General features: G+C 67.2%; 18 protein-coding genes. 5 read left to right on the top strand and 13 right to left on the bottom strand.

The genetic code is table 11. The annotated features are described in order from the left end of the window. Both M3I53_RS29495 and M3I53_RS29490 read right to left on the bottom strand, forming a co-directional pair. On the bottom strand, positions 1–1,557 hold the full coding sequence (locus tag M3I53_RS29495) for a DHA2 family efflux MFS transporter permease subunit (RefSeq protein ID WP_254319345.1): 1,557 nt from the start codon (positions 1,555–1,557) through the stop codon (positions 1–3). 149 nt (positions 1,558–1,706) lie between these two features. Further along, the gene (locus tag M3I53_RS29490) at positions 1,707–2,237 is read right to left on the bottom strand and encodes a MarR family winged helix-turn-helix transcriptional regulator (protein WP_254319344.1); all 531 of its coding nucleotides are present in this window, start codon (positions 2,235–2,237) and stop codon (positions 1,707–1,709) included. Between the two features lie 229 nt (positions 2,238–2,466). Here M3I53_RS29490 and M3I53_RS29485 point away from each other — a divergent pair, with 229 nt between their 5' ends. Continuing rightward, entirely contained in the window at positions 2,467–2,805 is a 339-nt protein-coding gene (locus M3I53_RS29485) for a hypothetical protein (protein ID WP_254319343.1), read from the top strand. Positions 2,806–2,965: 160 nt separating this feature from the next. Continuing rightward, entirely contained in the window at positions 2,966–4,561 is a 1,596-nt protein-coding gene (locus M3I53_RS29480) for an efflux transporter outer membrane subunit (protein WP_254319342.1), read from the top strand. Positions 4,562–4,620: 59 nt separating this feature from the next. On the opposite strand, the gene M3I53_RS29475 is transcribed toward M3I53_RS29480, so the two are convergent. From M3I53_RS29475 to gspG, 8 genes are read right to left on the bottom strand one after another with little or no spacing between them, the layout of a single operon-like run. After that, entirely contained in the window at positions 4,621–5,400 is a 780-nt protein-coding gene (locus M3I53_RS29475) for a type II secretion system protein N (protein ID WP_254319341.1), read from the bottom strand. A 55-nt stretch (positions 5,401–5,455) separates the two neighbouring features. Further along, a complete protein-coding gene (locus tag M3I53_RS29470) occupies positions 5,456–5,995 on the bottom strand; it encodes a type II secretion system protein M (protein ID WP_375542603.1) in 540 nt (179 codons plus the stop codon). Then, positions 5,971–7,356, bottom strand: a complete 1,386-nt coding sequence (gene gspL / locus M3I53_RS29465) for a type II secretion system protein GspL (RefSeq protein ID WP_254319340.1) — start codon at positions 7,354–7,356, stop codon at positions 5,971–5,973. The genes M3I53_RS29470 and gspL overlap by 25 nt, the downstream gene beginning before the upstream one ends. A gap of 34 nt (positions 7,357–7,390) precedes the next feature. After that, a complete protein-coding gene (gene gspK, locus M3I53_RS29460) occupies positions 7,391–8,521 on the bottom strand; it encodes a type II secretion system minor pseudopilin GspK (RefSeq protein WP_375542602.1) in 1,131 nt (376 codons plus the stop codon). Beyond that, positions 8,518–9,201 carry a type II secretion system protein J gene (locus tag M3I53_RS29455; RefSeq protein WP_254319338.1) on the bottom strand — a complete coding sequence of 228 codons (684 nt, stop codon included), beginning with the start codon at positions 9,199–9,201 and terminating at the stop codon, positions 8,518–8,520. Before M3I53_RS29455 ends, gspK begins: the two co-directional genes overlap by 4 nt. Then, a complete protein-coding gene (gspI, locus tag M3I53_RS29450; RefSeq protein ID WP_302057888.1) occupies positions 9,179–9,628 on the bottom strand; it encodes a type II secretion system minor pseudopilin GspI in 450 nt (149 codons plus the stop codon). Before gspI ends, M3I53_RS29455 begins: the two co-directional genes overlap by 23 nt. A gap of 1 nt (position 9,629) precedes the next feature. Continuing rightward, positions 9,630–10,136 (bottom strand): GspH/FimT family pseudopilin, encoded by a 507-nt coding sequence (locus tag M3I53_RS29445; protein WP_254319337.1) that lies wholly within the window; start codon positions 10,134–10,136, stop codon positions 9,630–9,632. Between the two features lie 21 nt (positions 10,137–10,157). After that, positions 10,158–10,622, bottom strand: coding sequence for a type II secretion system major pseudopilin GspG (gene gspG / locus M3I53_RS29440; RefSeq protein WP_302056945.1), 465 nt, complete (start codon positions 10,620–10,622; stop codon positions 10,158–10,160). Positions 10,623–10,832: 210 nt separating this feature from the next. Between gspG and M3I53_RS29435 the strand changes: the two genes are divergently transcribed. Beyond that, positions 10,833–11,246 (top strand): general secretion pathway protein GspC, encoded by a 414-nt coding sequence (locus M3I53_RS29435; protein ID WP_254319336.1) that lies wholly within the window; start codon positions 10,833–10,835, stop codon positions 11,244–11,246. Positions 11,247–11,291: 45 nt separating this feature from the next. Here M3I53_RS29435 and gspF read toward each other — a convergent pair whose 3' ends face one another. From gspF to gspD, 3 genes are all read right to left on the bottom strand, one after another. Next, positions 11,292–12,509 (bottom strand): type II secretion system inner membrane protein GspF, encoded by a 1,218-nt coding sequence (gene gspF, locus M3I53_RS29430; protein ID WP_254319335.1) that lies wholly within the window; start codon positions 12,507–12,509, stop codon positions 11,292–11,294. A gap of 70 nt (positions 12,510–12,579) precedes the next feature. After that, on the bottom strand, positions 12,580–14,076 hold the full coding sequence (gene gspE, locus M3I53_RS29425; protein ID WP_309249555.1) for a type II secretion system ATPase GspE: 1,497 nt from the start codon (positions 14,074–14,076) through the stop codon (positions 12,580–12,582). Then, positions 14,073–16,427: a type II secretion system secretin GspD gene (gspD, locus tag M3I53_RS29420; RefSeq protein WP_254319334.1), complete on the bottom strand. Its 2,355-nt coding sequence runs from the start codon at positions 16,425–16,427 to the stop codon at positions 14,073–14,075. The genes gspE and gspD overlap by 4 nt, the downstream gene beginning before the upstream one ends. 537 nt (positions 16,428–16,964) lie before the next feature. Here gspD and M3I53_RS29415 point away from each other — a divergent pair. Together M3I53_RS29415 and M3I53_RS29410 are read left to right on the top strand one after the other, a co-directional pair. Then, positions 16,965–17,411 (top strand): lytic transglycosylase domain-containing protein, encoded by a 447-nt coding sequence (locus tag M3I53_RS29415; protein ID WP_028203273.1) that lies wholly within the window; start codon positions 16,965–16,967, stop codon positions 17,409–17,411. Between the two features lie 175 nt (positions 17,412–17,586). Beyond that, positions 17,587–18,918, top strand: a complete 1,332-nt coding sequence (locus M3I53_RS29410; RefSeq protein ID WP_254319333.1) for a GTP-binding protein — start codon at positions 17,587–17,589, stop codon at positions 18,916–18,918. Positions 18,919–19,247 lie beyond the last annotated feature (329 nt).

The following is a 19,247-nucleotide window of genomic DNA, read 5'->3' as shown; positions in this document are numbered from 1 at the left end:
TCAATGACCCATTGCCGGTCCCGCGCCTTTTTTCGGCTTCGTCACCCACACCAGCAGGGCCAGCACGACAAACATCGCGCAGGAAATGCGGAAGAAGTCGTTGGTGGCCATCATGTAGCCTTGCGTCGTCACGACGTCGTTGAGCTGGGCGGTCAGGCTTTGACCCGCGAAACCGAGGTTCGCGAGCGCGTCCTTGTAGGCGGCGGTGTTCGGCGAAGACTGGGTCACCGATTCCGACAGCACGGCATGGTGATAGATGGCGGCGTCTTCCCAGAACGTCGTACTTGCGGCCGTGCCGATCGCGCCCGAGAGCGTACGCAGAAAGTTCGACAGGCCCGCGGCGCTCGCTAGCCGCTCGTCGGGAATGCTCGAGAGCGTGATGGTCGTCATCGGCACGAAGAAGCAGGCCACGCCGATACCCTGTACGAGACGCGGCAGGATTACGTGATCGAACGGCACGTCGAGTGTGAACGTCGAATTCCAGAGCGAGACGAGCGCGAACACGACAAAGGCGAAGCTCGCGACCATGCGCAGATCGAGCCGGTGCATGTTGCGCCCGATGAGCGGCGAGAGCACGAGCGCGAGCAGGCCCACCGGCGCGGTGGCAAGTCCCGCGAGTCCCGCCGTGTAGCCCATGACGGTCTGCAGCCAGAGCGGGAAGATCACCACCGAGCCAAAGAAGGCCATGAAGCCGAACGAGATGATCATCGCGCCGAGCGCGAAATTGCGGTCGCGAAAGAGCGAGAGATCGACCACGGGGTCTTTTTCCGTCGCCTCCCACGCGAGCATGAACGCGAGCGCGACCACCGCAATGATGGCGAGCGTGACGATGAACGTCGAATTGAACCAGTCACGGTCCTTGCCGAGGTCGAGCATCATCTGCAGACACGACACGCCGATCACGAGGAGCGCGAGGCCCACGGCGTCGATGCGCTGCTTCGTCGTTTTGGTCTCGCGGCCGCGCAGCAGCATGTACGCGCAGATGCCCGAGAAGACGCCGATCGGCACGTTGATGTAGAAGATCCACGGCCACGTGTAGTTGTCGGTGATCCAGCCGCCCATCACCGGTCCGAAGATGGGCGCGACGATCACGGTCATCGCCCACAGGCCGAGCGCGAGGCCGCGTTTGGCAGGCGGGTAGGAGCGCATGAGGATGGTCTGCGAAAGCGGGACCATCGGCCCGGAAACGAGCCCTTGCACGAGACGGAACGCAATGAGCGTCTCGAAGTTGGTGGCGAAGCCGCAGGCGGCCGAGGCCAGCGTGAACAGCAGCACGGAGAGCGTGAAGAGGCGCACTTCGCCCACGCGGCGCGCGAGCCACCCGGTGAGCGGCACCGCAATCGCCGAGGCGACCGAATACGACGAGATGACCCACGTGCCTTCGCTGTTGGCGACACCGAGGTTGCCCGAGATGGTCGGCACCGCCACGTTGGCGATCGAGGTGTCCAGCACCTCCATGAAGGTCCCGAGCGCCAGTCCGACTGTGAGCAGCGCGAGCGTGCCGCCGGAAAACGGTGCGGGTTCGGCCTGCGCGGGCACCGCGGGAGAAGCTGCCATGTTCCGTGTCCTTGTTGGTTCGGCCGTCGCTGCCGCCCCACGGGAGCAGCGCACGCCGGTTTACTTTTCGTGTCTGTGCATTTTCTGCCCAGACAGTGATTTGATCGAATTACGCCTCGTGTTGCCGCGCCGCACCCCGTGCGGCGGGGCTAGCTGCCGTCTTCCTGCGCAGGCGCTGCTGCGTCCTTGCTGGTAGCGTCCATCGATGGGCAAAGCGGTGTCGTGGAGCCGTCATTCGCAATGAAGCGCTGCAGCAAATGAACCAGCGTCGCGACTTCTTCGGGCGAGAAGCCGCGCAGCTGTTCGGACATCTCCGCGGCGATCAGGTCGGGCAATTGCTGCGCCGCCGCGCGCCCCTGATCCGTCAGTGCAAGTTCCACGACGCGACGATCCGCCTGGCTGCGCTGCCGCTCGAGAAAGCCCTTTTTCTCCAGCCGGTCGAGCATGCGCGTCATGGAGCCAGTGTCGTACGAGAGCGCGCGCGACATCTCGTTCGGCGTGCTGGCGCGCTGGAACCACAATAAAAGGATCACACCAATTTGCGACGATGTGAGTCCAAGCGGCGCAACCGCACGGTCGATGCGTCCGGCCAGCACGTTGCGCGCGGTCGACAGGAAATAGCCGAGACTTGGCTCGACGCCCAGACTGGCCGGGGCCGGGACAAAAGGACCGTCGCTCATGGCAGTTCGCTTTGCAGCATCTCAAAAAACGAGCGGATTATAACGGGTTGTTTCGCTGCTCAGGCAGATAAATCGGGCGCCGGCTTGCCAATGCATCGGCTGCGGCTATCCGGCGCGTAAAAACAACATTTGCATTGATGCGCTGCAAAGTATGTTGTGATTTGATTGCATAGTCAATATTATGACAGGCAACCAGTTTCGTTCTTCTACGTCCACCCGTTTCCGCATCATGCTTTTTCTCATCAACGCGCTTGGCGGCCTTGGCCGCTCCGTCACCGACACCGCCCGCCTCGCTTTCGCGAAGGCCGGTGAGTCGTCGCGCTGGCGCAAGCTCGCGTTGTATGCAGCCATGTTCGCGCTGCCGGGCGGCTCGATCGCGGTGGTGGCCGTGGTGCTGGCGCAGCGTCGGCGCGCGCAGCCCGAACCCGCCGCGGCTAGCGCTGTCGTGCCGGCCACGCCCGCGACCGCAACGGCACTCGCAGCAGTCACACCAGCAGCGCCTGCGCCCCTGTGCGATGGCGGCCAGCTCGCCTGCCGCGCACCGAAGCGCCGCCGTAACGACGCGTAACCGGCGCGCCTGGCGCCGTAACACCCGCCACCCCTTCCAACGCGTAAGCTTTCGGATTCCGTGTAATGACTAGCGCGTGCGCTACCATTGCCGCAACGCGACAACCCCCGTGCGCGCCCGGCCGCCTGAGCGCGCCGGTTGCATCGACAGGAATCCTTGCATGCCTTGCCGTTTCGTCCGCTCCGGCGCGACCGCTGAACCCGCCGGGTCCGTGGCGCGCCGCGCGCCCAAGCCGCTTTCCATCCTGACGCTGTGCGCGGCTGCCGCGCTCACCTTCCAGTTGACCGGCTGCGCCGTCGGCCCCGACTACCACCGGCCCAGCGCCGCCGTGCCCGCTTCGTTCAAGGAAGCGCCCGAGGGCTGGAAGGTCGCGCAACCCGCCGATACCTCCGACCGCGGCGCGTGGTGGCTGATCTACGACGACGCGCAACTCAACGCGCTAATGGACCAGCTCAACACCAGCAACCAGACGGTCGCGCAATATGCCGCCGCCTACCGCCAGGCGCGCGCGCTCGTGGGCGAGGCGCGGGCGGCGTACTTCCCGGTGATCAGCGGTTCGTTTGCGGGCACGCGCTCGTATACACCCACGCGCGTGGCCAACTCGAGCGGCGGATTGTCGAGCGGCAGCATCAAGAACAACGTCAACCTGGGGCTCGACGCCACCTGGGAACCCGATCTCTGGGGCAAGGTGAGCCGCACGGTCAGCTCGCAGGAGGCGAGCCAGCAGGGCGCCGCCGCCGATCTCGCGAATGCGCGTCTGTCGGCCCAGGCTACGCTCGCGCAAACCTACTTCACGTTGCGCTCGCTCGACGCGCAGCAGAAGCTGCTCGACGATACGGTCGTCGCGTACCAGAAGTCGCTGCAGCTCACGCAGAATCAGTACGCGCAGGGCGTGGCGGGCCGCGCCGACGTAATCCAGGCGCAAACCCAGCTGCAATCCGCCCAGGCTTCCGCGATCGACAACGGCGTGGCGCGCGCCCAGGACGAGCATGCGATCGCCGTCCTGGTCGGCCAGCCCGCCTCCGCGTTCTCGATCCCGCCGTCGCCGCTCGCCGCCACGCCGCCCACGGTGCCGCTCGCCATGCCTTCGGCGCTGCTCGAGCGCCGGCCCGACATCGCCTCGGCCGAGCGCAAGGCGGCGTCCGCCAATGAGCAGATCGGCGTCGCCATCGCGGCGTACTTCCCCACGCTCACGCTGTCCGCGAGCGGCGGCTTCGAAAGCTCGGTGATGTCGCAGTTGCTGCAGATGCCGTCGCGCTTCTGGACGCTCGGGCCCTCGCTTGCCGGCACGATCTTCGACGCCGGGCTGCGCAAGGCCCAGACCGAGGCCGCGCGCGCCGCCTACGACCAGCAGGTGGCCACGTACCGGCAAACGGTGCTGGCCGCGTTCCAGGACGTGGAGGACAACCTCGCTTCGCAGCGCATCCTCGGGCAAGAGGTCGGCGTGCAGCAGCAGGCGGTGGAGTCGGCACAGCATGCGCTCGCGATCGTGACGAACGAGTACAAGGCGGGCACGACCGATTTCCAGAACGTGCTTTCCGCGCAGGCCACGGCCTTTACCGCGCAGCAGAAGCTCGTGAGCATCGGCGGGCAGCGCATGGTGTCGTCGGTGGGGCTCGTGAAGGCGCTCGGCGGCGGCTGGGATGCCTCGCAGATGAATCACGAGACGGGCAGCGTGGCAGCGCCGGCAGTGGCTTCGGCAGCTTCGTCCCGAGCGGCAGCGATTACGGCCACGACGGCCGCCCAGCCGCAGTAATGCGTACGCGCCCGCGCAGGCGGGCGCACGCTCAGACAGCGAACCTCAGCGCATGGTCGTCAGCGCATGAACGTCAGTGCGACGGTTCCCGGCCCGACCGGCCGGCCCAGCAGATTCAGCAGGCCCGCCAGGTTGTCGCAATGATCCGGCGCCGCGCTCGCGGTGCCCTGAAACGACGCCGACGCCCGCGAGAACGCGCCACGCCCCTCGAGCATCAGCGGTCCTTTTTGCGTCGAGAGGTCGAGCGTCGACGTCGCCCCTTGCGCCTGGAGCACCACCTGATACGTGCCGAGCGGCTTCACGAGCGAAACGCGCGAACTCATGTCGGCGAGCGAGACGGTCAGTCGTCCGAACGCATCCGTGCCGAACACGCGCCACGGGCTCCACGCGAGCCGCACCTTGCCGTCCAGGTCGAGCGTGTTGAAGGGCGCTCCGAGACCGGCGAGCAGCGACGCGGGCACGGCGATCGTGCCCGCGCTCACGTTCGCGCCGCGCAACGACGCATCGACCGTGACCGCCTCGGGCATCGCCTCGGTCTGCAGCATTTGCATACGCACGCGCGCGACGAACAGCGGCCAGAACGCCGTACGCCAGACGATGCGCCCCGGCAGCAGCGTCGCGCCGCGTGCGTCCTGGCCCGCAGCGAGCATCAGCGTAGCGGAGCCGTGCCAGAGCGAGCCTTCCGGGTCGATCAGATTCACGTGCCCCTGGGTCGCGCGCGCGAACTGCGGCGCGATCCAGGCCGCGGGCAGGCGGGCAAGCAGCACGACGGCGCTCGACAGCACGCCCACGATCAGCCAGGGCAACGCGGCGCGCAGACGCCGCATCCAGTAACTCATTGCTTGTATCTCCGGCGATTCTCATTGCGCGCTATTCGATGCGCGCTTTTTCTTTTTAATGCGTATTCGCCGGTTGCAGCGAGGCCGTCAAGTCGACCTGGCCATCGGCCTTCAGCGCGGTGATGTGCGCCTCGACCACCTGCACCTTGAACTGCTTGCGCACGTCGTCGAGCCACGCGGCCCACGCCGGAAACGACACGTTCTTCATCTGCACCTGCACCGTCGTGCCGATCAGCTGAATCTGCGCGCCCGTGAGCGAGTGATCGGCGAGCGAGGCGCTCACCGCGTCCTTGAGCGCCTGGCCGCCCGGCGCCACGCTGGCCGCCGCGCCGGCCAGCGAGCGCGCCTCGTCGGCCTCGGCCGTCATCTGCGCGAGTTCACGCTGCATGCCGGGCAGGCTCTCACGCAGGCGCGCGCGGCCGTCGGCGGCGGGCTGCCACAGCACCGACCAGCCGATCGCCAGCGCAAGCACCGCGCCACCCCACGTGAGCAGCGTCTTTTCGCGCGTCGAGCGCGCCTCCCAGAAGTTCGTCCAGGCCTCGGCCCACGCGCCGCTCATAGCCGTTGTCTTCACGATGCGCTCCTGATCGTCCATTTGCCCGTGCTGGCATCCACCGTGCCCGCAAGGCCGTTGCCCGCGAGGCGTTTCGCAAGATCGGCGTCGACGTTGACGCCTGGCTTGAAGGTCACGTCCAGACGCCGGTCGTGATAGTCGAGGGCCGCGATGCCGTTCGCCGGCACCGGACCGAGCGCGCGCGCGAGGCCGTCGGAGAGCGCGAGGAAGTCGTCGGGCGAGGGCTCGCCCGCAGCGAGGCGCAACTGCTGCAACTGGCGCGCCATCTGCCCGGCGGGATCTAGCACGACGGTCGTCTTCGGGAACGCGTTGAGCAGCAGCTCGGTCATCTGCGCGCTGATCGCGTCGCGCTGGCGCGCCATCATGAGCCACTGGATATTCGCGCCGACGACCGCCACGACGAGCGACGCCGCCACGAGCACGATCGGCACCCGCAGACGGCGCAGCGTCGCGCGGTCGAGCCGCCACGGCTGCGAGGCGAACTCGAACTGGCAGAGGTCGAAGCGGCAGGCGAGCGCGCGGCGCGCGAGCGCCTCGAACGTGAGCGTCTGCGCACCCGGCAACGCGGCGGCCAGCGACGCGCGCGCGGCGGCACTCACGGGCTCGCCTGGCAGATTGGTGAGGACGTAGCCCGAAACCGGCGCGCCGCCGGCCAGCGCCGTGACGGTGGCGGAGACGCTCGCGGCGGGCACCGCGAAACCCTCGGCGAGCGCGCCGCGCACGATCGCGAGTTCGAGCGCCGCTTGCGCCGTAGCAGCCGCCGGCTCGGGCGCGACGCCGGGCAGCAGCGTGGGCGCGGTCGCAACGACATGGCCTAGCACGCATGCGGTCACGGGTTCGGGGGCGGGAGGCGCGGCAGGCGCGGCGTCGGGCGCTGCGCCCGGCGCCGCGGACCCGGCCGGTTCGGTCACCGGGACCTCCTGAACCGCTTCGACCGCCTGCGCGGCCGGCAGGCAGCGCGCCACGGGCACGGCGCGCAGATTGCGGTGCCCGGAGGCGGTGAAGCCTTCCAGCAGAAAGCGGAACCAGCCGCGGTCGATGGCCGCCACCACCTGGCGGCCGTCGGCGAGGCGCTTGGGATCGAGCGCCAGATGGCAGGTCTGCGCATCCTGGATCAGATGATCCTCGACCACGTTCGGCAGCGCCTGACGCAGCCGCGGCCCCTTGAGCGGCGGCACCGTGGCGGCGAGCGTGAGCAGGTCGCGCGCGGCGATCATCAGGACGGTGGCCGAGGCCTTCGGCAGCAGCCCGAGCGCCGAACGGCCCGCGCGCTGCGTGTTGCCTGTCTTGTCGAGCAGCACGAACGGCAGTTCCGGCAGCTGCCATTCCTGCGAGTGGACCGCCGGGTCGCGGGGCGGCATGAGAACGATCAGCGTGCTCAAACGCACCTCTTTTCGATGTTGGTCGGGGACGGATTCATGGTTCGTCGCGAACGCGCACGATGCGCGTCGTATGAGTAAGCGGGTCGCGCCAGACTAGCGTCGTGCGGTCCACCTCGGCGCGCTCGTGCTGCACGCGCCCATGGACGAGAAAATAACTCGTGTTGACGTCGATCTGCGTAGTGTCGATCGAGGCCTGCTTCGCGCCCACGCCTTCGAGCGCGAGCTGCACGTCGCTCACGTTGCGGAAAAACACGCTCTGGCGACGTGCGACGAGGGCCTGCGCGTTCGACAGGCTCATGCCCGTTACGACGGAGGCGATCACCTCGGCGCTCGCCGTGTTCATGTTCACGGGCGTCACGGTGGGCAGGATTGTCACGAACGGGCGCAGCCGCGCGACGGCGTCGGGCGTGAAGCCGGGCACGTCGAGCAGCGAATCGACGCTCGTCATCAGGAGCGGCGCGACGCCGCTGTTGTTGTCGGAGTCGGAGAGGCCCGGGTTGTCGGTGTAGTTGCCGCTGCCCGTCGACCCGCCGCCTGCGAGCACTTCGGTTTGCGAGGTGCCGCTCGTCGTGGCGGTTTGCGTCTGGAAGCGCGTTGCCGAATAGGCGAGGCCCGAGCGCAGATACACCGCGGTGTTCTTGGCCAGTTGCTGGTCGATCCCGAGAATCTGCAGCAGGCGCGCGAACGCTTCGATCTCTGTGAGATTCAGCTGCAGCGAGCCCGGCGCGTTGCTCGCCACGAGATCGCGCAGATTGAAGCGCGCCTGGGCGTCTTCGATCGAACCCGACAGCCAGGTGTCCGCGCCCTGTTGCGCGTGCGCCTCGCCGATCTGGCCGAGAAAGTCGGACAGGCGCGTTCTCGCGAGCGGCACGCCCCACGCGCCGCCGAGATACGTGATGCCCGCCGACGTATCCGCTTCGGAGCGCAGCACGAGGCGCGTCCAGTCGAGCGAGGCGCGCGCGATCCATTGCGCCTGCGCGAGCAGCCGCTGATTCTCGATGCGGCGCAGCTGCACCTGCTGGCGCCACAACATGCCCGAGACGAGGATCGCCGACAGCGCCACGACGAGCAGCGCGCTGATGATGGCCGCGCCGCGCCGTGCGCGCGTAGCGCGGCTGGATCGTCGCAATCGTCTGGCGGAAGTTCGTTGTGTGCGCAACGTCATTCCCCCACCATGAATACGCGCGTCACCGGCCGCTCGAGCGAATGCGCACCGACGCTCACCTGCACGCCCGTGACCGCGCGCGGCAGCGGCGCGTTGCCGAGCTGCGGCACCTTGAGATCGTTGTTGTTGCCGCTCACCTGCGAGCGCACGTCCTGCATGTTCGCCGTCCAGCCCGTCTTCGGCACGTACAGGCGCGCGTTGATGACGTCCACGCCGCTCATCATCGGCAATGCGCCCCAGTTGTCGCCCTCGCCGCCGCGCAGTGCACGCCGCAGCTCGCCGAGATTGGCGAGCGGGGGCGACGCATAGCGCACCACCTGGCCGCCCGACACGCGGTAACGCACCACTTGCAGGCGCGGCGCCGCGCCCGGCGGCACCGCGAACGCGCGCACGACCTGCAGCGCGCCGCCGTCGAGCGAGATGGCGACGCCGCCCGCTTCGTCGTCGGAGGTCGCTTCGCGCAAGTCGATGCGCATCTGGTCGAACATCTGCGCGAACACGCGTTCCTCTGCCATCGAGCGGGTGATGGTTTCGCGCCCGCGCACGATCTCGTCGAGGCCGCGCCACGAGAGGATCGCCACCACGGCCATGATGGCGATCGCCACGAGCAGCTCGATCAGCGTGAAGCCGCGCGCTGGCGCGGCGACGCGCGCGCGGTCACAAGGAGCGGTTCGTCTCATTGGCGAGCACCGTGACGAGTTGCGCGAGATTGCCGGAACGGCCGAGCGCCGTCACCGACACCTCGACGCGGCGGAAGACGGGGTTGGGCGTCGTCGCGACGTTCTGCGTGCAGGTCAGCCGCAGATTGCCCTGCGTGCAGTCGAAGCTGCTCTCTCCAAGGTCCGGCCACGCGTGCGCGAGACGCAGTTGCGCGAGCGTGTTGTCCGCACTCCAGCCCGCGAGCAGGCGGTCGTGCAGATCGGCTTCACTTGCGGCGAGGCTGCCCACGGCGCGCAGCGACGCGGCCAGCGCAATCGCGATGATTGCGAGCGCAACCAATACCTCGATCATCGTGAAGCCGCGCTCACGCAGCGGTCCAACCGGACGACCCGGACGAACCACGCGAGCGCGGTGGCCGCGCTTTCCCCCACGCATCGAGAGCCGCATCTCAGCGCACCTCGAAGCGGCCAGTGCCGGTGCCGACGATCGTCGCGCGGCCGGCTGCCGAGAAGAGCGTGACCTGCACCGGCACGTCCACGGCTTCGGTGCCGAAAATGAGCCGGTTGGCCTGCGTGTCGTCGCTGCCGGGGTAGGTGATCGCCACGCCGGTCACGCCGCCTTCCCAGTGGCGCGGGCCGAGCAGATCGTCGCGCAGCGGACGCCAGCCGTCCTCGGTATGGACGTCGAAGCGGAACCCGCCCGCGAGCGGCTGCCATGCAATGGGCCGGGCGCGCACCTGTGCCTCGTCGCCGGCCGATTCGAACAGCAGCGCGAGCCGCTGCGCTTCTTCGTTCAGGTCGGTGCGCGGATTGCGCGTGAGCGTGAGCGAAGCGAGCGAGATGAGAATCCCCGCGATCAGCAGCACCACGAGCATTTCGAGCAGCGTGAAGCCCGCCGCGCGCGAGGTGCGTGACGATCGGCGGTCCCGACTAGGGGAAAGGCGGCTCGGTTGCATGGATGCGGCGTGGCGGATGCCTTATTGCCAGGACCCGACGTCGGCGTCGTTGCCTTCGCCGCCGGGTTTGCCGTCGGCCCCGTAGCTGAATACGTCGATCTCGCCGTGCACGCCCGGGTTCAGATATTGGTACGCGTTGCCCCACGGGTCGTTGGGCAGACGCTCCAGATAGCCGCCGTCCTTCCAGTTGTTCGGCACGGGGTCGGTGGTCGGCTTTTGCACCAGCGCCTGCAGCCCCTGATCCTGGGTCGGATAGCGGCCGTTGTCGAGGCGATAGAGCTTCATCGCCTGCATGATCGTGCCGATGTCCTGGCGCGCGGCGACGCGGCGCGCTTCATCGGGACGGCTCATGATCTTCGGCACGATCAACGCGGCCAGAATGCCGAGAATCGCGATCACGACCATGATTTCGATGAGCGTGAAGCCGCGTTGGCGGCGCGCGCGCGTGACTTCGATTTCGGCACGGCGTTTGGCCCACATGGACATGAGTTCTTTCCTCCCTTGCTAGATATGGTGCGGTGCACGCCTGTGCGCCGCGCTTCGTCCCGCTGCAATCGAACCCGCCGCTCGAATCGAGCCGGGTCCTCGCACGCATGACGGGTCATTGTAATGTCACACGATGACGCCTTTCCGACGCCTTGCGGGCATGGCAAACGCGTACATCAAAAATTTCATAAACCTTCGTACAATGAGCGCATGAGCCCACTGCAAATCCGCCTTCTTTCCCTCGCCGCGTTTGCGGTGTTCTGCGCCACGGCCACGTGGTGGACGATCACCCTCGCCACCAACCGCGCGGCGCCGGTGCAGGCCGCCGCCGCCCGCGCGCCGGTTTCGCTCGACCAGGCCGGCACGCTGTTCGGTGGCAGGCTCGAGCGCAACCCCGTGCAGGACATTCACCTGTTCGGCATCCTCTCGCTCGCCCAGGGCGCGGCGGCCATCGTCAGCGTGGGCGGCGAACCCCCGCGGGCCATTTCGCTCGGCGGCCCGCTCGACCAGAACTCCAAACTCTTCGAAGTGCGCCCCCGCTCGATCGTCATCGACCGTCACGGCGTGCACTCCGAAATCTTCCTGCCGCCCAACGCAGCCGGTCCCACCATCTACATGCGCTGAGTTCGGCGCGCCCGCCTTCCTGCGGCTTCGTGCAGTTCGTACGCCTTACTGCACGAGGTTGTTCAGCTCGATGATCGGCAGCATCACCGCGAGCACGATCACGAGCACCACGCCCCCCATCGCCAGGATCAAGAGCGGTTCGAGCAGGCTCGTGAGGAACATCGTGCGCCGCTCGAGTTCGCGCGCCTCGCCTTCGGCTGCGCGGTCGAGCATGGTCGTCACGTCGCCCGTCGCCTCGCCAGAGCGAATCAGGTGCACGAGCACGGGCGGAAACGTCTTCGTGTTGCCAAGCGCGCGCGAGAGCGACGTGCCTTCGCGCACACGCACGATGGCTTCGTCGATGTTCGTGCGCATCGCCTTGTTCGAGAGCGTTTCGCCGGCCGCCTGCAGCGCGCGCAAGATCGGCACGCCCGCCGCGCTCAGAATGCCGAGCGTGCTCGCGAAGCGCACGGTGTTGTAGCCGCGCACGAGCTTGCCCGCGAGCGGCGCGGTGAGCATCCAGCGGTCGAATGCGAGGCGGGGGCCTGGCCGGCGCAAGGTCGAGCGCACGATCCACGCCACCACGGCCACGGCGATCAGCACCGCCCACCACCACTGCCGCACGAAGCCCGAGAGCGCCATCATCACGATGGTGAGCAAGGGCAGTTGCTGCTTAGTGCTCGCGAACACGTTCACCACTTGCGGCACCACGTAGCTGAGCAGGAACGTGACGATGCCGAACGCGATGATCGTGACGATCGTCGGATAGGTGAAGGCGAGCACGATCTTCTGCTTGAGCGCGTTGCGCTGCTCGATGTAGTCGGCCAGACGCGACAGCACGATGCCGAGCTTGCCGGTGTGCTCGCCCGCGGCCACGAGCGCACGGTAGATATCCGGGAAGTCGCGCGGATGCTGCTCGAGGGCGCTTGCGAGCGAATGGCCGCCGAGCACCTCGGCGCGAATGGCCGCCATCAGCTCGCGGATGTAGTCGCGCTCGGACTGCTCGGTGAGCACCGCAAGCGCCTCGCCAAGCGGCAAGCCCGCCACCAGCAGGCTCGCGAGCTGGCGCGTGAGGATCGCCTGCTCGCGCTGCGAGAGCTTGCGCCCGAGCGCGAGCCTTTGCTGGCGCGCGCCGCGCGTGCGGCTCGCGGCGGGTTCGACCACGAGCGGAGTGAGACCCTGGCCGCGCAGCAGCGCACGCGCGCCGCGAGCGCTGTCCGCGTCGAGCACGCCTTTTTGCGGTTTGCCCGTGGCGTCGATGGCTTCGAAGCGAAATGCCGGCATGTTGCTGATCGCCCTCGCTTTTATTGAGCGTCCATCTGGTGGTTCATCGTGCGGCCCGTCGTGCGGCGCATTACGCGCCGCCCGTCACGCGCAACACTTCCTCGAGCGACGTCCTGCCCGCTTCGACCCAGCGCTCGCCGTCTTCACGCAGCGTGCGCATGCCTTGCGCGCGGCCGGCCGCGAAGATTTCCGCATCGGCGGCGTTGCGGTGGATGAGCGCGCGAATCGGCTCGTCGATGAGCAGCAGTTCGTACACGCCGCGCCGTCCTGCGTAGCCCGAATGGCCGCAACGATCGCAGCCCACCGGATGCCAGCGCTTTCTGCCGTCGTCTTCCACGCGTTCTTCCTTGCACACGGGGCAAAGCTGGCGCACGAGGCGCTGCGCGAGGACGCCGAGCAGCGACGAGGCGAGCAGATACGGCTCGACGCCCATGTCGGTCAGACGCGTCACCGCCGAGGCGGCGTCGTTGGTATGGAGCGTCGCGAGCACGAGGTGGCCCGTGAGCGACGCCTGCACCGCGATCTGCGCGGTTTCGAGGTCGCGGATTTCACCGATCATGATGATGTCCGGGTCCTGACGCAGGATCGAGCGCAACGCGCGCGCAAACGTCATGCCGATGCGCTCGTTCACCTGCGTTTGCCCGATGCCCGAGAGGTCGTACTCGATCGGGTCTTCCACGGTCATGATGTTGGTCGTGGCCGTTTCGAGCCGCGACATCGACGCGTAGAGCGTGGTCGTCTTGCCCGAGCCCGTCGGCCCGGTCACGAGCACGATGCCGTGCGGCTTCGCGATCAGCTGGTCGAACTTGCCGAGCGTGTCGCCGGCCATGCCGAGCGCTTCGAGGTTCAGGCGCTGCGCGTCTTTTTCCAGCAGACGCAGCACCGCGCGCTCGCCGTGGCCGGTGGGCAGCGTGGAAACGCGCACGTCCACCGGACGCCCGCCCACGCGCAGCGTGATGCGGCCGTCCTGCGGCAGGCGTTTCTCGGCGATGTCGAGCTGCGCCATGATCTTGATACGCGAGATCAGCGCGCCGTGCAGCGCCTTTTTCGGTCGCACGACATCGCGCAGTGTGCCGTCCACGCGAAAGCGCACGACCGAGGCATTCTCGAACGGCTCGATATGAATGTCCGATGCCTGCTCGCGCGCGGCCTGCGTGAGGAGCGCGTTGATCATGCGGATGATCGGCGCGTCGTCTTCGGACTCCAGCAGGTCTTCCACTTCGGGAATGTCCTGCATGAGGCGCGAAAGATCGACTTCGCCTTCCACTTCGCCCACCACCTGCGCGGCGCTGCCGTCCTGGCGCGCGTACGCCTGGTTGATGGCCTGCGCGAGTTCGTCGGCCGGCACGCGCACGAGTGCGAACGCGCCGAAGTTGCGCGCGACCTCGGCGATCGCGGCCTGCGAGGTGCGCTCGCTGATCCACACTTCGAGGCCTTCGGCGCGTTGCTGGGCGACCAGGATCTGGCCGCTGCGCGCAAAGCCATACGGCACGAGGCGCGCGGCAAGCGGCGAGGGCGGCTCGCGGTCCGCTGCGCCGCTGGCCGCAGGCGCTTGCGGCGTGCTCACGGCTGCACCCGCGTGGTGGCCGGCGCCGCCTGCTGCACCGGTGTGGTTTCCACCGGCGCCGTCTGCACCGGCGCCGTCTGCACGGGTGCGGCGGGCTGCATTTGCACGGCGCCTGCCGGATTTGCGGGAGCCACGGGCTGTACGCCCAGCGCCTGTTGACGCCGCATCTGGTCGAGATCGAACAGGTTCAGCGCGGAGCCGCCCTGGCTCGGGCCCACCGGCATCGGCGGCACGACCGGGTCGTCGCGATCCTTGATCAGGTTGTTGTCGGACTTGTATGCGCCCGTCACGCCCTGGATATAGTCGTAGCGATTCGACGTGACCGCCTGCGCCGTGTCGCGGTCGCTGATGATCACCGGACGCAGGAACACCATCAGGTTGGTCTTCTCGCGCGTCTTGTTTTCCGAGCGGAACAGCTGGCCGATCCACGGAATGTCGCCGAGCAGCGGCACCTTGCTGTTGGCGACCTGATAGTTGTCCTGCATCAGGCCGCCGAGCACGATGATCTCGCCATTGTCGGCCAGCACGGTCGACTGGATCGAACGCTTGGTGAACTCGGGGCCGGCCGGATTGGTCGTCGCGTTGGTCGTGCCCGTCACGATCGCCGAGTCTTCCGTGTACAGCTGCAGCTTGAGGATGCCGCCGTCGGTGATCTGCGGCTTGATGTGCAGCGTCAAGCCCACGTCCACACGGTCGTACGTGTTGAACGCCGTGCTCGCCGTGCCGCTCGTGAGGTTCGAATACGAACCCGTCTGGATCGGCACGTTCGTACCGACGACGATCTTCGCTTCCTGGTTGTCGAGCGTGATGAGGTTAGGCGTGGACAGCACGTTGGCGTCGGCCGTTTGCGAGAGCGCCTGCAGCAACGCGCCAAGCCCCTGCACGCCGAAGATGTTCTTGATCCAGCCGACGTTCAGGCCCTGCTGGAGGCTGGAAGCCCCGAGCGCGTTGGCGAGGCCGCCGGTGCTCGCAGCGGCCGCCGCTGCCGCCGTCAGGTTGACGATGCTGTTGCCGCTGCCCGTCGCGAGATTGGTGCCCGCGTAGACGTTGCCGCTCGCGACCTGCCACTGAATGCCCAGGTTGGCGTTGGTGGTCGAGTTCAGCTCGACGATCAGCGCCTCGATATAGACCTGTGCGCGCCGCGCGTCGAGCTGGTTGATCACGGCGCGCAGGTTGCGGTACACCGCATCCGGCGCCGTGATGATCAGCGAGTTGGTCGCCGCATCGGCCTGGATCATGCCGCCCGGCTGGTTCTCGTCGCCCTTGTCCTTGTCGCCGCCGAGGAACGGGGCTTCGTTGCTGCCGCCGCTGCCGCCGCTGCCGTACGAACTGCCCCCGCCAAGCGAACTGCCCGACGACGTGCCGCCGCCAAGCGAGCTCGACGGCAGCGGCGGCGTGCCGGAGGTGCCGGTCGACATGCCGCCGCCGCCGCCGCTGTTGCCGGCCTGGTTGAAGCCGTTCGCATTGCCGGACGACGACGTATCGTTGCCGCCCTTGCCGAGCATACCGCGCAGCGTCTTGGCGAGTTGCGTGGCGTCGGCATTGCGCAGCGGCACGACGTGAATGTTGCCCGGCATGCTGGTGGGCGCGTCGAGCTGCTTCGATAGCTGGACCGCGGAGGCGAGGCGTTGCGCGTTCGAAGCGCGCAGCATCAGCGAGTTGGTGCGCGGGTCGGCGATGACCGAAACCTTCAGCGACGGGTCCGAGGCGCCGATCGAACCCGGGTCGAGCATCTTGGCGATTTGCGGCGCGATGTCGAGCGCATTGGCATTGTGCAGCGGCACCACCTGGACCTGCTGGCCGGCGGCCGAGTCCACACCCGCGATGATCGAGGCGATGCGGCGCACGTTGTCCGCATAGTCGGTCACGATGAGCGTGTTGTTCGACGGGTAGGCGGCGATGGTGTTGTTCGGCGAGATGAGCGGGCGCAACACCGGCAGCAGGTTGTTCGCCGACTCGTGCCTGAGCGTGAACACCTGGGTCACCACCTGGTCGCCACGCGCGGTGGGCGCATTGCCCACATAGGTGGGCACGCCCTGCAGCTTGGCGTCGGCTTCCGGCACGACCTTCAGGACGCCATGATCCTGCACGAGCGCGAAGCCTTGCATGCGTAGCGCCGACTGCAGGGTCTTGAGCGCCTGGTCTTCAGGTACAGCGTTCTCGGAGACGAGGTTGAGCTGGCCCTTCACGCGGGGATCGACGATGATCGTTTTGCCGGTGGCGGCGCCAATTGCCTTCGCCACCTGGTCGATGTCGGCGTTGACAAAATTGAGCGTGACCTGCGCATAGGCAAGCTGTGCCGTAATGAGTCCGCTCACGAGCAGCGCCGTGGCGACGCGACGCAAAGCCATACGATTTCTTCTCATGGGTGTCTTATCGAAGCCAGCGGCAGACGCGCGCGGCTATTCGTCCTCGACGTACGGCTTTGGGGCCGACTCGCCTGTGCTTTCCTGACTAGTGCCGGCGCCGGCTCTCCTCAGCCCGGACGTCCGTTAGTCAACAAAAGATGAAACAGTAGCAGTTTTTCGTGTCGAATTTGTCACAAAAAATGGCTCTCCGGGGAATTCTTCTAATCGCCGAGCCGCGCCAGCCGGTAATCCCAAGCTTTTTGTAAGCATGCATGCCTCATCAGCTGGCGCGCGCGGACTTCGATTGGCTCGAAGCGCAGCGTCTTGACTGAGCAGCCAACTTGACTCGTCATCGGTGACCGGTATCATACGAGCGGCCCGAAGGATGGCCAACGCACGTTTCCCCCGTCTTTATGTGGGAATTCCCGCATTGCGCGCCAGAAATCAGGCCGCCCAGCGAGAGATTGCGTCATTCTGCAGGCTGCGCCGTTCGCCTCTTTGCTTGTCCTTGCCCTTTTGTCAGCTTCCGCGCGAGTCGCCATGCCCAACGTCTGGTCCGCTACGCTTGCCGCCGCCGTGGTGCTCGTCACCGCGAGCGTCAGCACGCTCGCGCACGCGGACTGTTTCGACGAGGCCGCGCGCTACCAGAAGGTCAATCCGCTGATTCTGCGCGCCATTGCCTGGCAGGAGTCGCACAACCGTCCCGACGCAGTACACAGGAATGCGAACGGTTCGATCGACTACGGCGTCATGCAGATCAATTCCGTGCATCTGCCCGTGCTCTCGCAGTACGGCATTTCGCAAAGCACGCTCATGGAGCCGTGCAAAAACGTCTATATCGCCGCGTGGCATCTGCGCCAGAAGATGAACAAGTACGGCAACACGTGGGCTGCCATCGGCGCTTACCATTCCGAAACGCCGACGCTGCGCGACCAGTACGCGCAGCAAATCGCCGACATTTTGCGCAAGTGGCATCTCATGCAATAGCACGCTTGAACGCGTGCTGAGTGCCCCAGCGTGCTTGCGCCCTGAATGCGGCGGCACGCGTGCCCTGCGCGGGGCGCGTGCATGGTGCAAAATGCTGGCTGGCGCCGCACCCTTACGAGGATTTCGATCCTTTCGCGCGGCGCGCCTTCCGATTCACTTTCTGCACCACACTGCGATGAACCAGCCGCCACTGCCCGTCACCGTGCTCTCGGGTTTTCTGGGCGCGGGCAAGACCACGCTGCTCAACCATATCCTGTCGAACCGCGCGGGCCTGCGCGTGGCGGTGATCGTCAACGACCTTGCCTCGGTGAACATCGACGCCGCGCTCGTGCTTGACGCCTCGGCGCTCTCGCGCGTGGAAGAGCGCGTGGTCGAAATGTCGAACGGCTGCATTTGCTGCACGCTGCGCGACGACCTGCTCACCGAGGTCCAGCGCCTCGCCGACCCGGCGCGCGCCGGCCAGCGCTTCGACGCCATCGTGATCGAATCGACCGGCGTGGCCGAGCCCATGCCGATCGCGGAAACCTTCACGTTCGCCGGCGACGACGGCATCGCGCTCGATGAATTCGCGCGTCTCGACACGATGGTCACCGTCGTCGACGCATTCAACTTCCTGCGCGACTACGCGAGCGCCGACCAGCTCGCGCAGCGCGGCGTGGCGGCGAGCGAGGAAGACGACCGCGCGATCGTGGAGCTGCTCGTCGATCAGGTGGAGTTCTGCGACGTGCTCGTGCTGAACAAGGCCGATCTCGTGAGCGACGACGAACTCGCGCGCCTGCAGCACATACTCGCGCGCATCAATCCGCGCGCGGTGCAGGTAGTGAGCCGCTTCGGCAATGTGCCGCTCGAGGAAGTGGTCAACACGGGCCGCTTCGATTTCGATGCGGCGTCGAGCGCGCCGGGCTGGCTCGCGTCGCTGCATGACCATGAGCAGCGCGATGACCCGGCGCATTGCCACGATCCAGCGCATACGCATGCGCCGCGCAGCGAAGCCGACGAGTACGGCATCAGCAACTTCGTCTATCGCGCGCGCCGCCCGTTTCATCCCGAGCGCTTCTGGGCGCTGCTCAACCAGGAGTGGAAGGGCGTGCTGCGCTCGAAGGGCTTCTTCTGGCTCGCCACACGCAACGACATCACGGGCACGCTCTCGCAAGCGGGCGGCGTGTGTCGTCACGGTCCCGCGGGCACTTGGTGGGCGGCGCTGCCGCGCGAGGAATGGCCGCAGGACGCCGAACTCGAAAAGGAAATCGCCGCCGACTGGCAAGGCGATCTCGACGACCCCAGCGTCGGCGACCGCCGCCAGGAGCTGGTGATGATCGGCATCGATCTCGAGCGCGACGCGTGGCGCGCGAAGCTCGATGCATGCCTTCTCAACGATGCGGAATACGCGGCAGGACCCGAAGCGTGGCTGGGCTACGCCGACCCGTTCCCGTCCTGGGAGCTCGACGACGACGATCACGATCATGATCACGACGATCACGACGAAATCGTCCACCGTCCCGACTGACGCGAACGACGCGCTCAACGAACAACGGCGCCGCAAAAATGCGGCGCCGTTTGCTTTTGCGCCAGCGATACATGCGCGGCGCAGGCGATCGGGATAGGGGCAGGCCTCGCGGCCCGACCCCTCCCACACCACCGTGCGTACGGGTCCGTACACGGCGGTTCGGATCGGTTGATCGACTACCGGCTAACCGATGGGAGACCGAGAGAACGTAAGTACCCGTTTGACAGGGCGAGGTTCACTGCAGGACTGTGACTGAGCCGCCACGCGCTGTGCGGTGCTCCGGCGGTTTGGGCTGCAAGATTGCGTTTCGCGCCACGGGCAGTGAGTTC

Origin of the sequence: Paraburkholderia sp. CNPSo 3272, assembly GCF_024206495.1 — a bacterium.
Lineage (GTDB): Bacteria > Pseudomonadota > Gammaproteobacteria > Burkholderiales > Burkholderiaceae > Paraburkholderia.
This window is presented reverse-complemented; position numbering and strand designations above follow the sequence as displayed.

Bases quoted from the DNA above. Each gene is read 5' to 3' on its own strand.
- M3I53_RS29495 (WP_254319345.1), bottom strand. From the start codon at position 1,557: ATGGCAGCTTCTCCCGCGGTGCCCGCGCAGGCCGAACCCGCACCGTTT.
- M3I53_RS29490 (WP_254319344.1), bottom strand. From the start codon at position 2,237: ATGAGCGACGGTCCTTTTGTCCCGGCCCCGGCCAGTCTGGGCGTCGAG.
- M3I53_RS29485 (WP_254319343.1), top strand. From the start codon at position 2,467: ATGCTTTTTCTCATCAACGCGCTTGGCGGCCTTGGCCGCTCCGTCACC.
- M3I53_RS29480 (WP_254319342.1), top strand. From the start codon at position 2,966: ATGCCTTGCCGTTTCGTCCGCTCCGGCGCGACCGCTGAACCCGCCGGG.
- M3I53_RS29475 (WP_254319341.1), bottom strand. From the start codon at position 5,400: ATGAGTTACTGGATGCGGCGTCTGCGCGCCGCGTTGCCCTGGCTGATC.
- M3I53_RS29470 (WP_375542603.1), bottom strand. From the start codon at position 5,995: ATGGACGATCAGGAGCGCATCGTGAAGACAACGGCTATGAGCGGCGCG.
- gspK (WP_375542602.1), bottom strand. From the start codon at position 8,521: ATGACGTTGCGCACACAACGAACTTCCGCCAGACGATTGCGACGATCC.
- M3I53_RS29455 (WP_254319338.1), bottom strand. From the start codon at position 9,201: ATGAGACGAACCGCTCCTTGTGACCGCGCGCGCGTCGCCGCGCCAGCG.
- gspI (WP_302057888.1), bottom strand. From the start codon at position 9,628: ATGCGGCTCTCGATGCGTGGGGGAAAGCGCGGCCACCGCGCTCGCGTG.
- M3I53_RS29445 (WP_254319337.1), bottom strand. From the start codon at position 10,136: ATGCAACCGAGCCGCCTTTCCCCTAGTCGGGACCGCCGATCGTCACGC.
- gspG (WP_302056945.1), bottom strand. From the start codon at position 10,622: ATGTCCATGTGGGCCAAACGCCGTGCCGAAATCGAAGTCACGCGCGCG.
- M3I53_RS29435 (WP_254319336.1), top strand. From the start codon at position 10,833: ATGAGCCCACTGCAAATCCGCCTTCTTTCCCTCGCCGCGTTTGCGGTG.
- gspF (WP_254319335.1), bottom strand. From the start codon at position 12,509: ATGCCGGCATTTCGCTTCGAAGCCATCGACGCCACGGGCAAACCGCAA.
- gspD (WP_254319334.1), bottom strand. From the start codon at position 16,427: ATGGCTTTGCGTCGCGTCGCCACGGCGCTGCTCGTGAGCGGACTCATT.
- M3I53_RS29415 (WP_028203273.1), top strand. From the start codon at position 16,965: ATGCCCAACGTCTGGTCCGCTACGCTTGCCGCCGCCGTGGTGCTCGTC.
- M3I53_RS29410 (WP_254319333.1), top strand. From the start codon at position 17,587: ATGAACCAGCCGCCACTGCCCGTCACCGTGCTCTCGGGTTTTCTGGGC.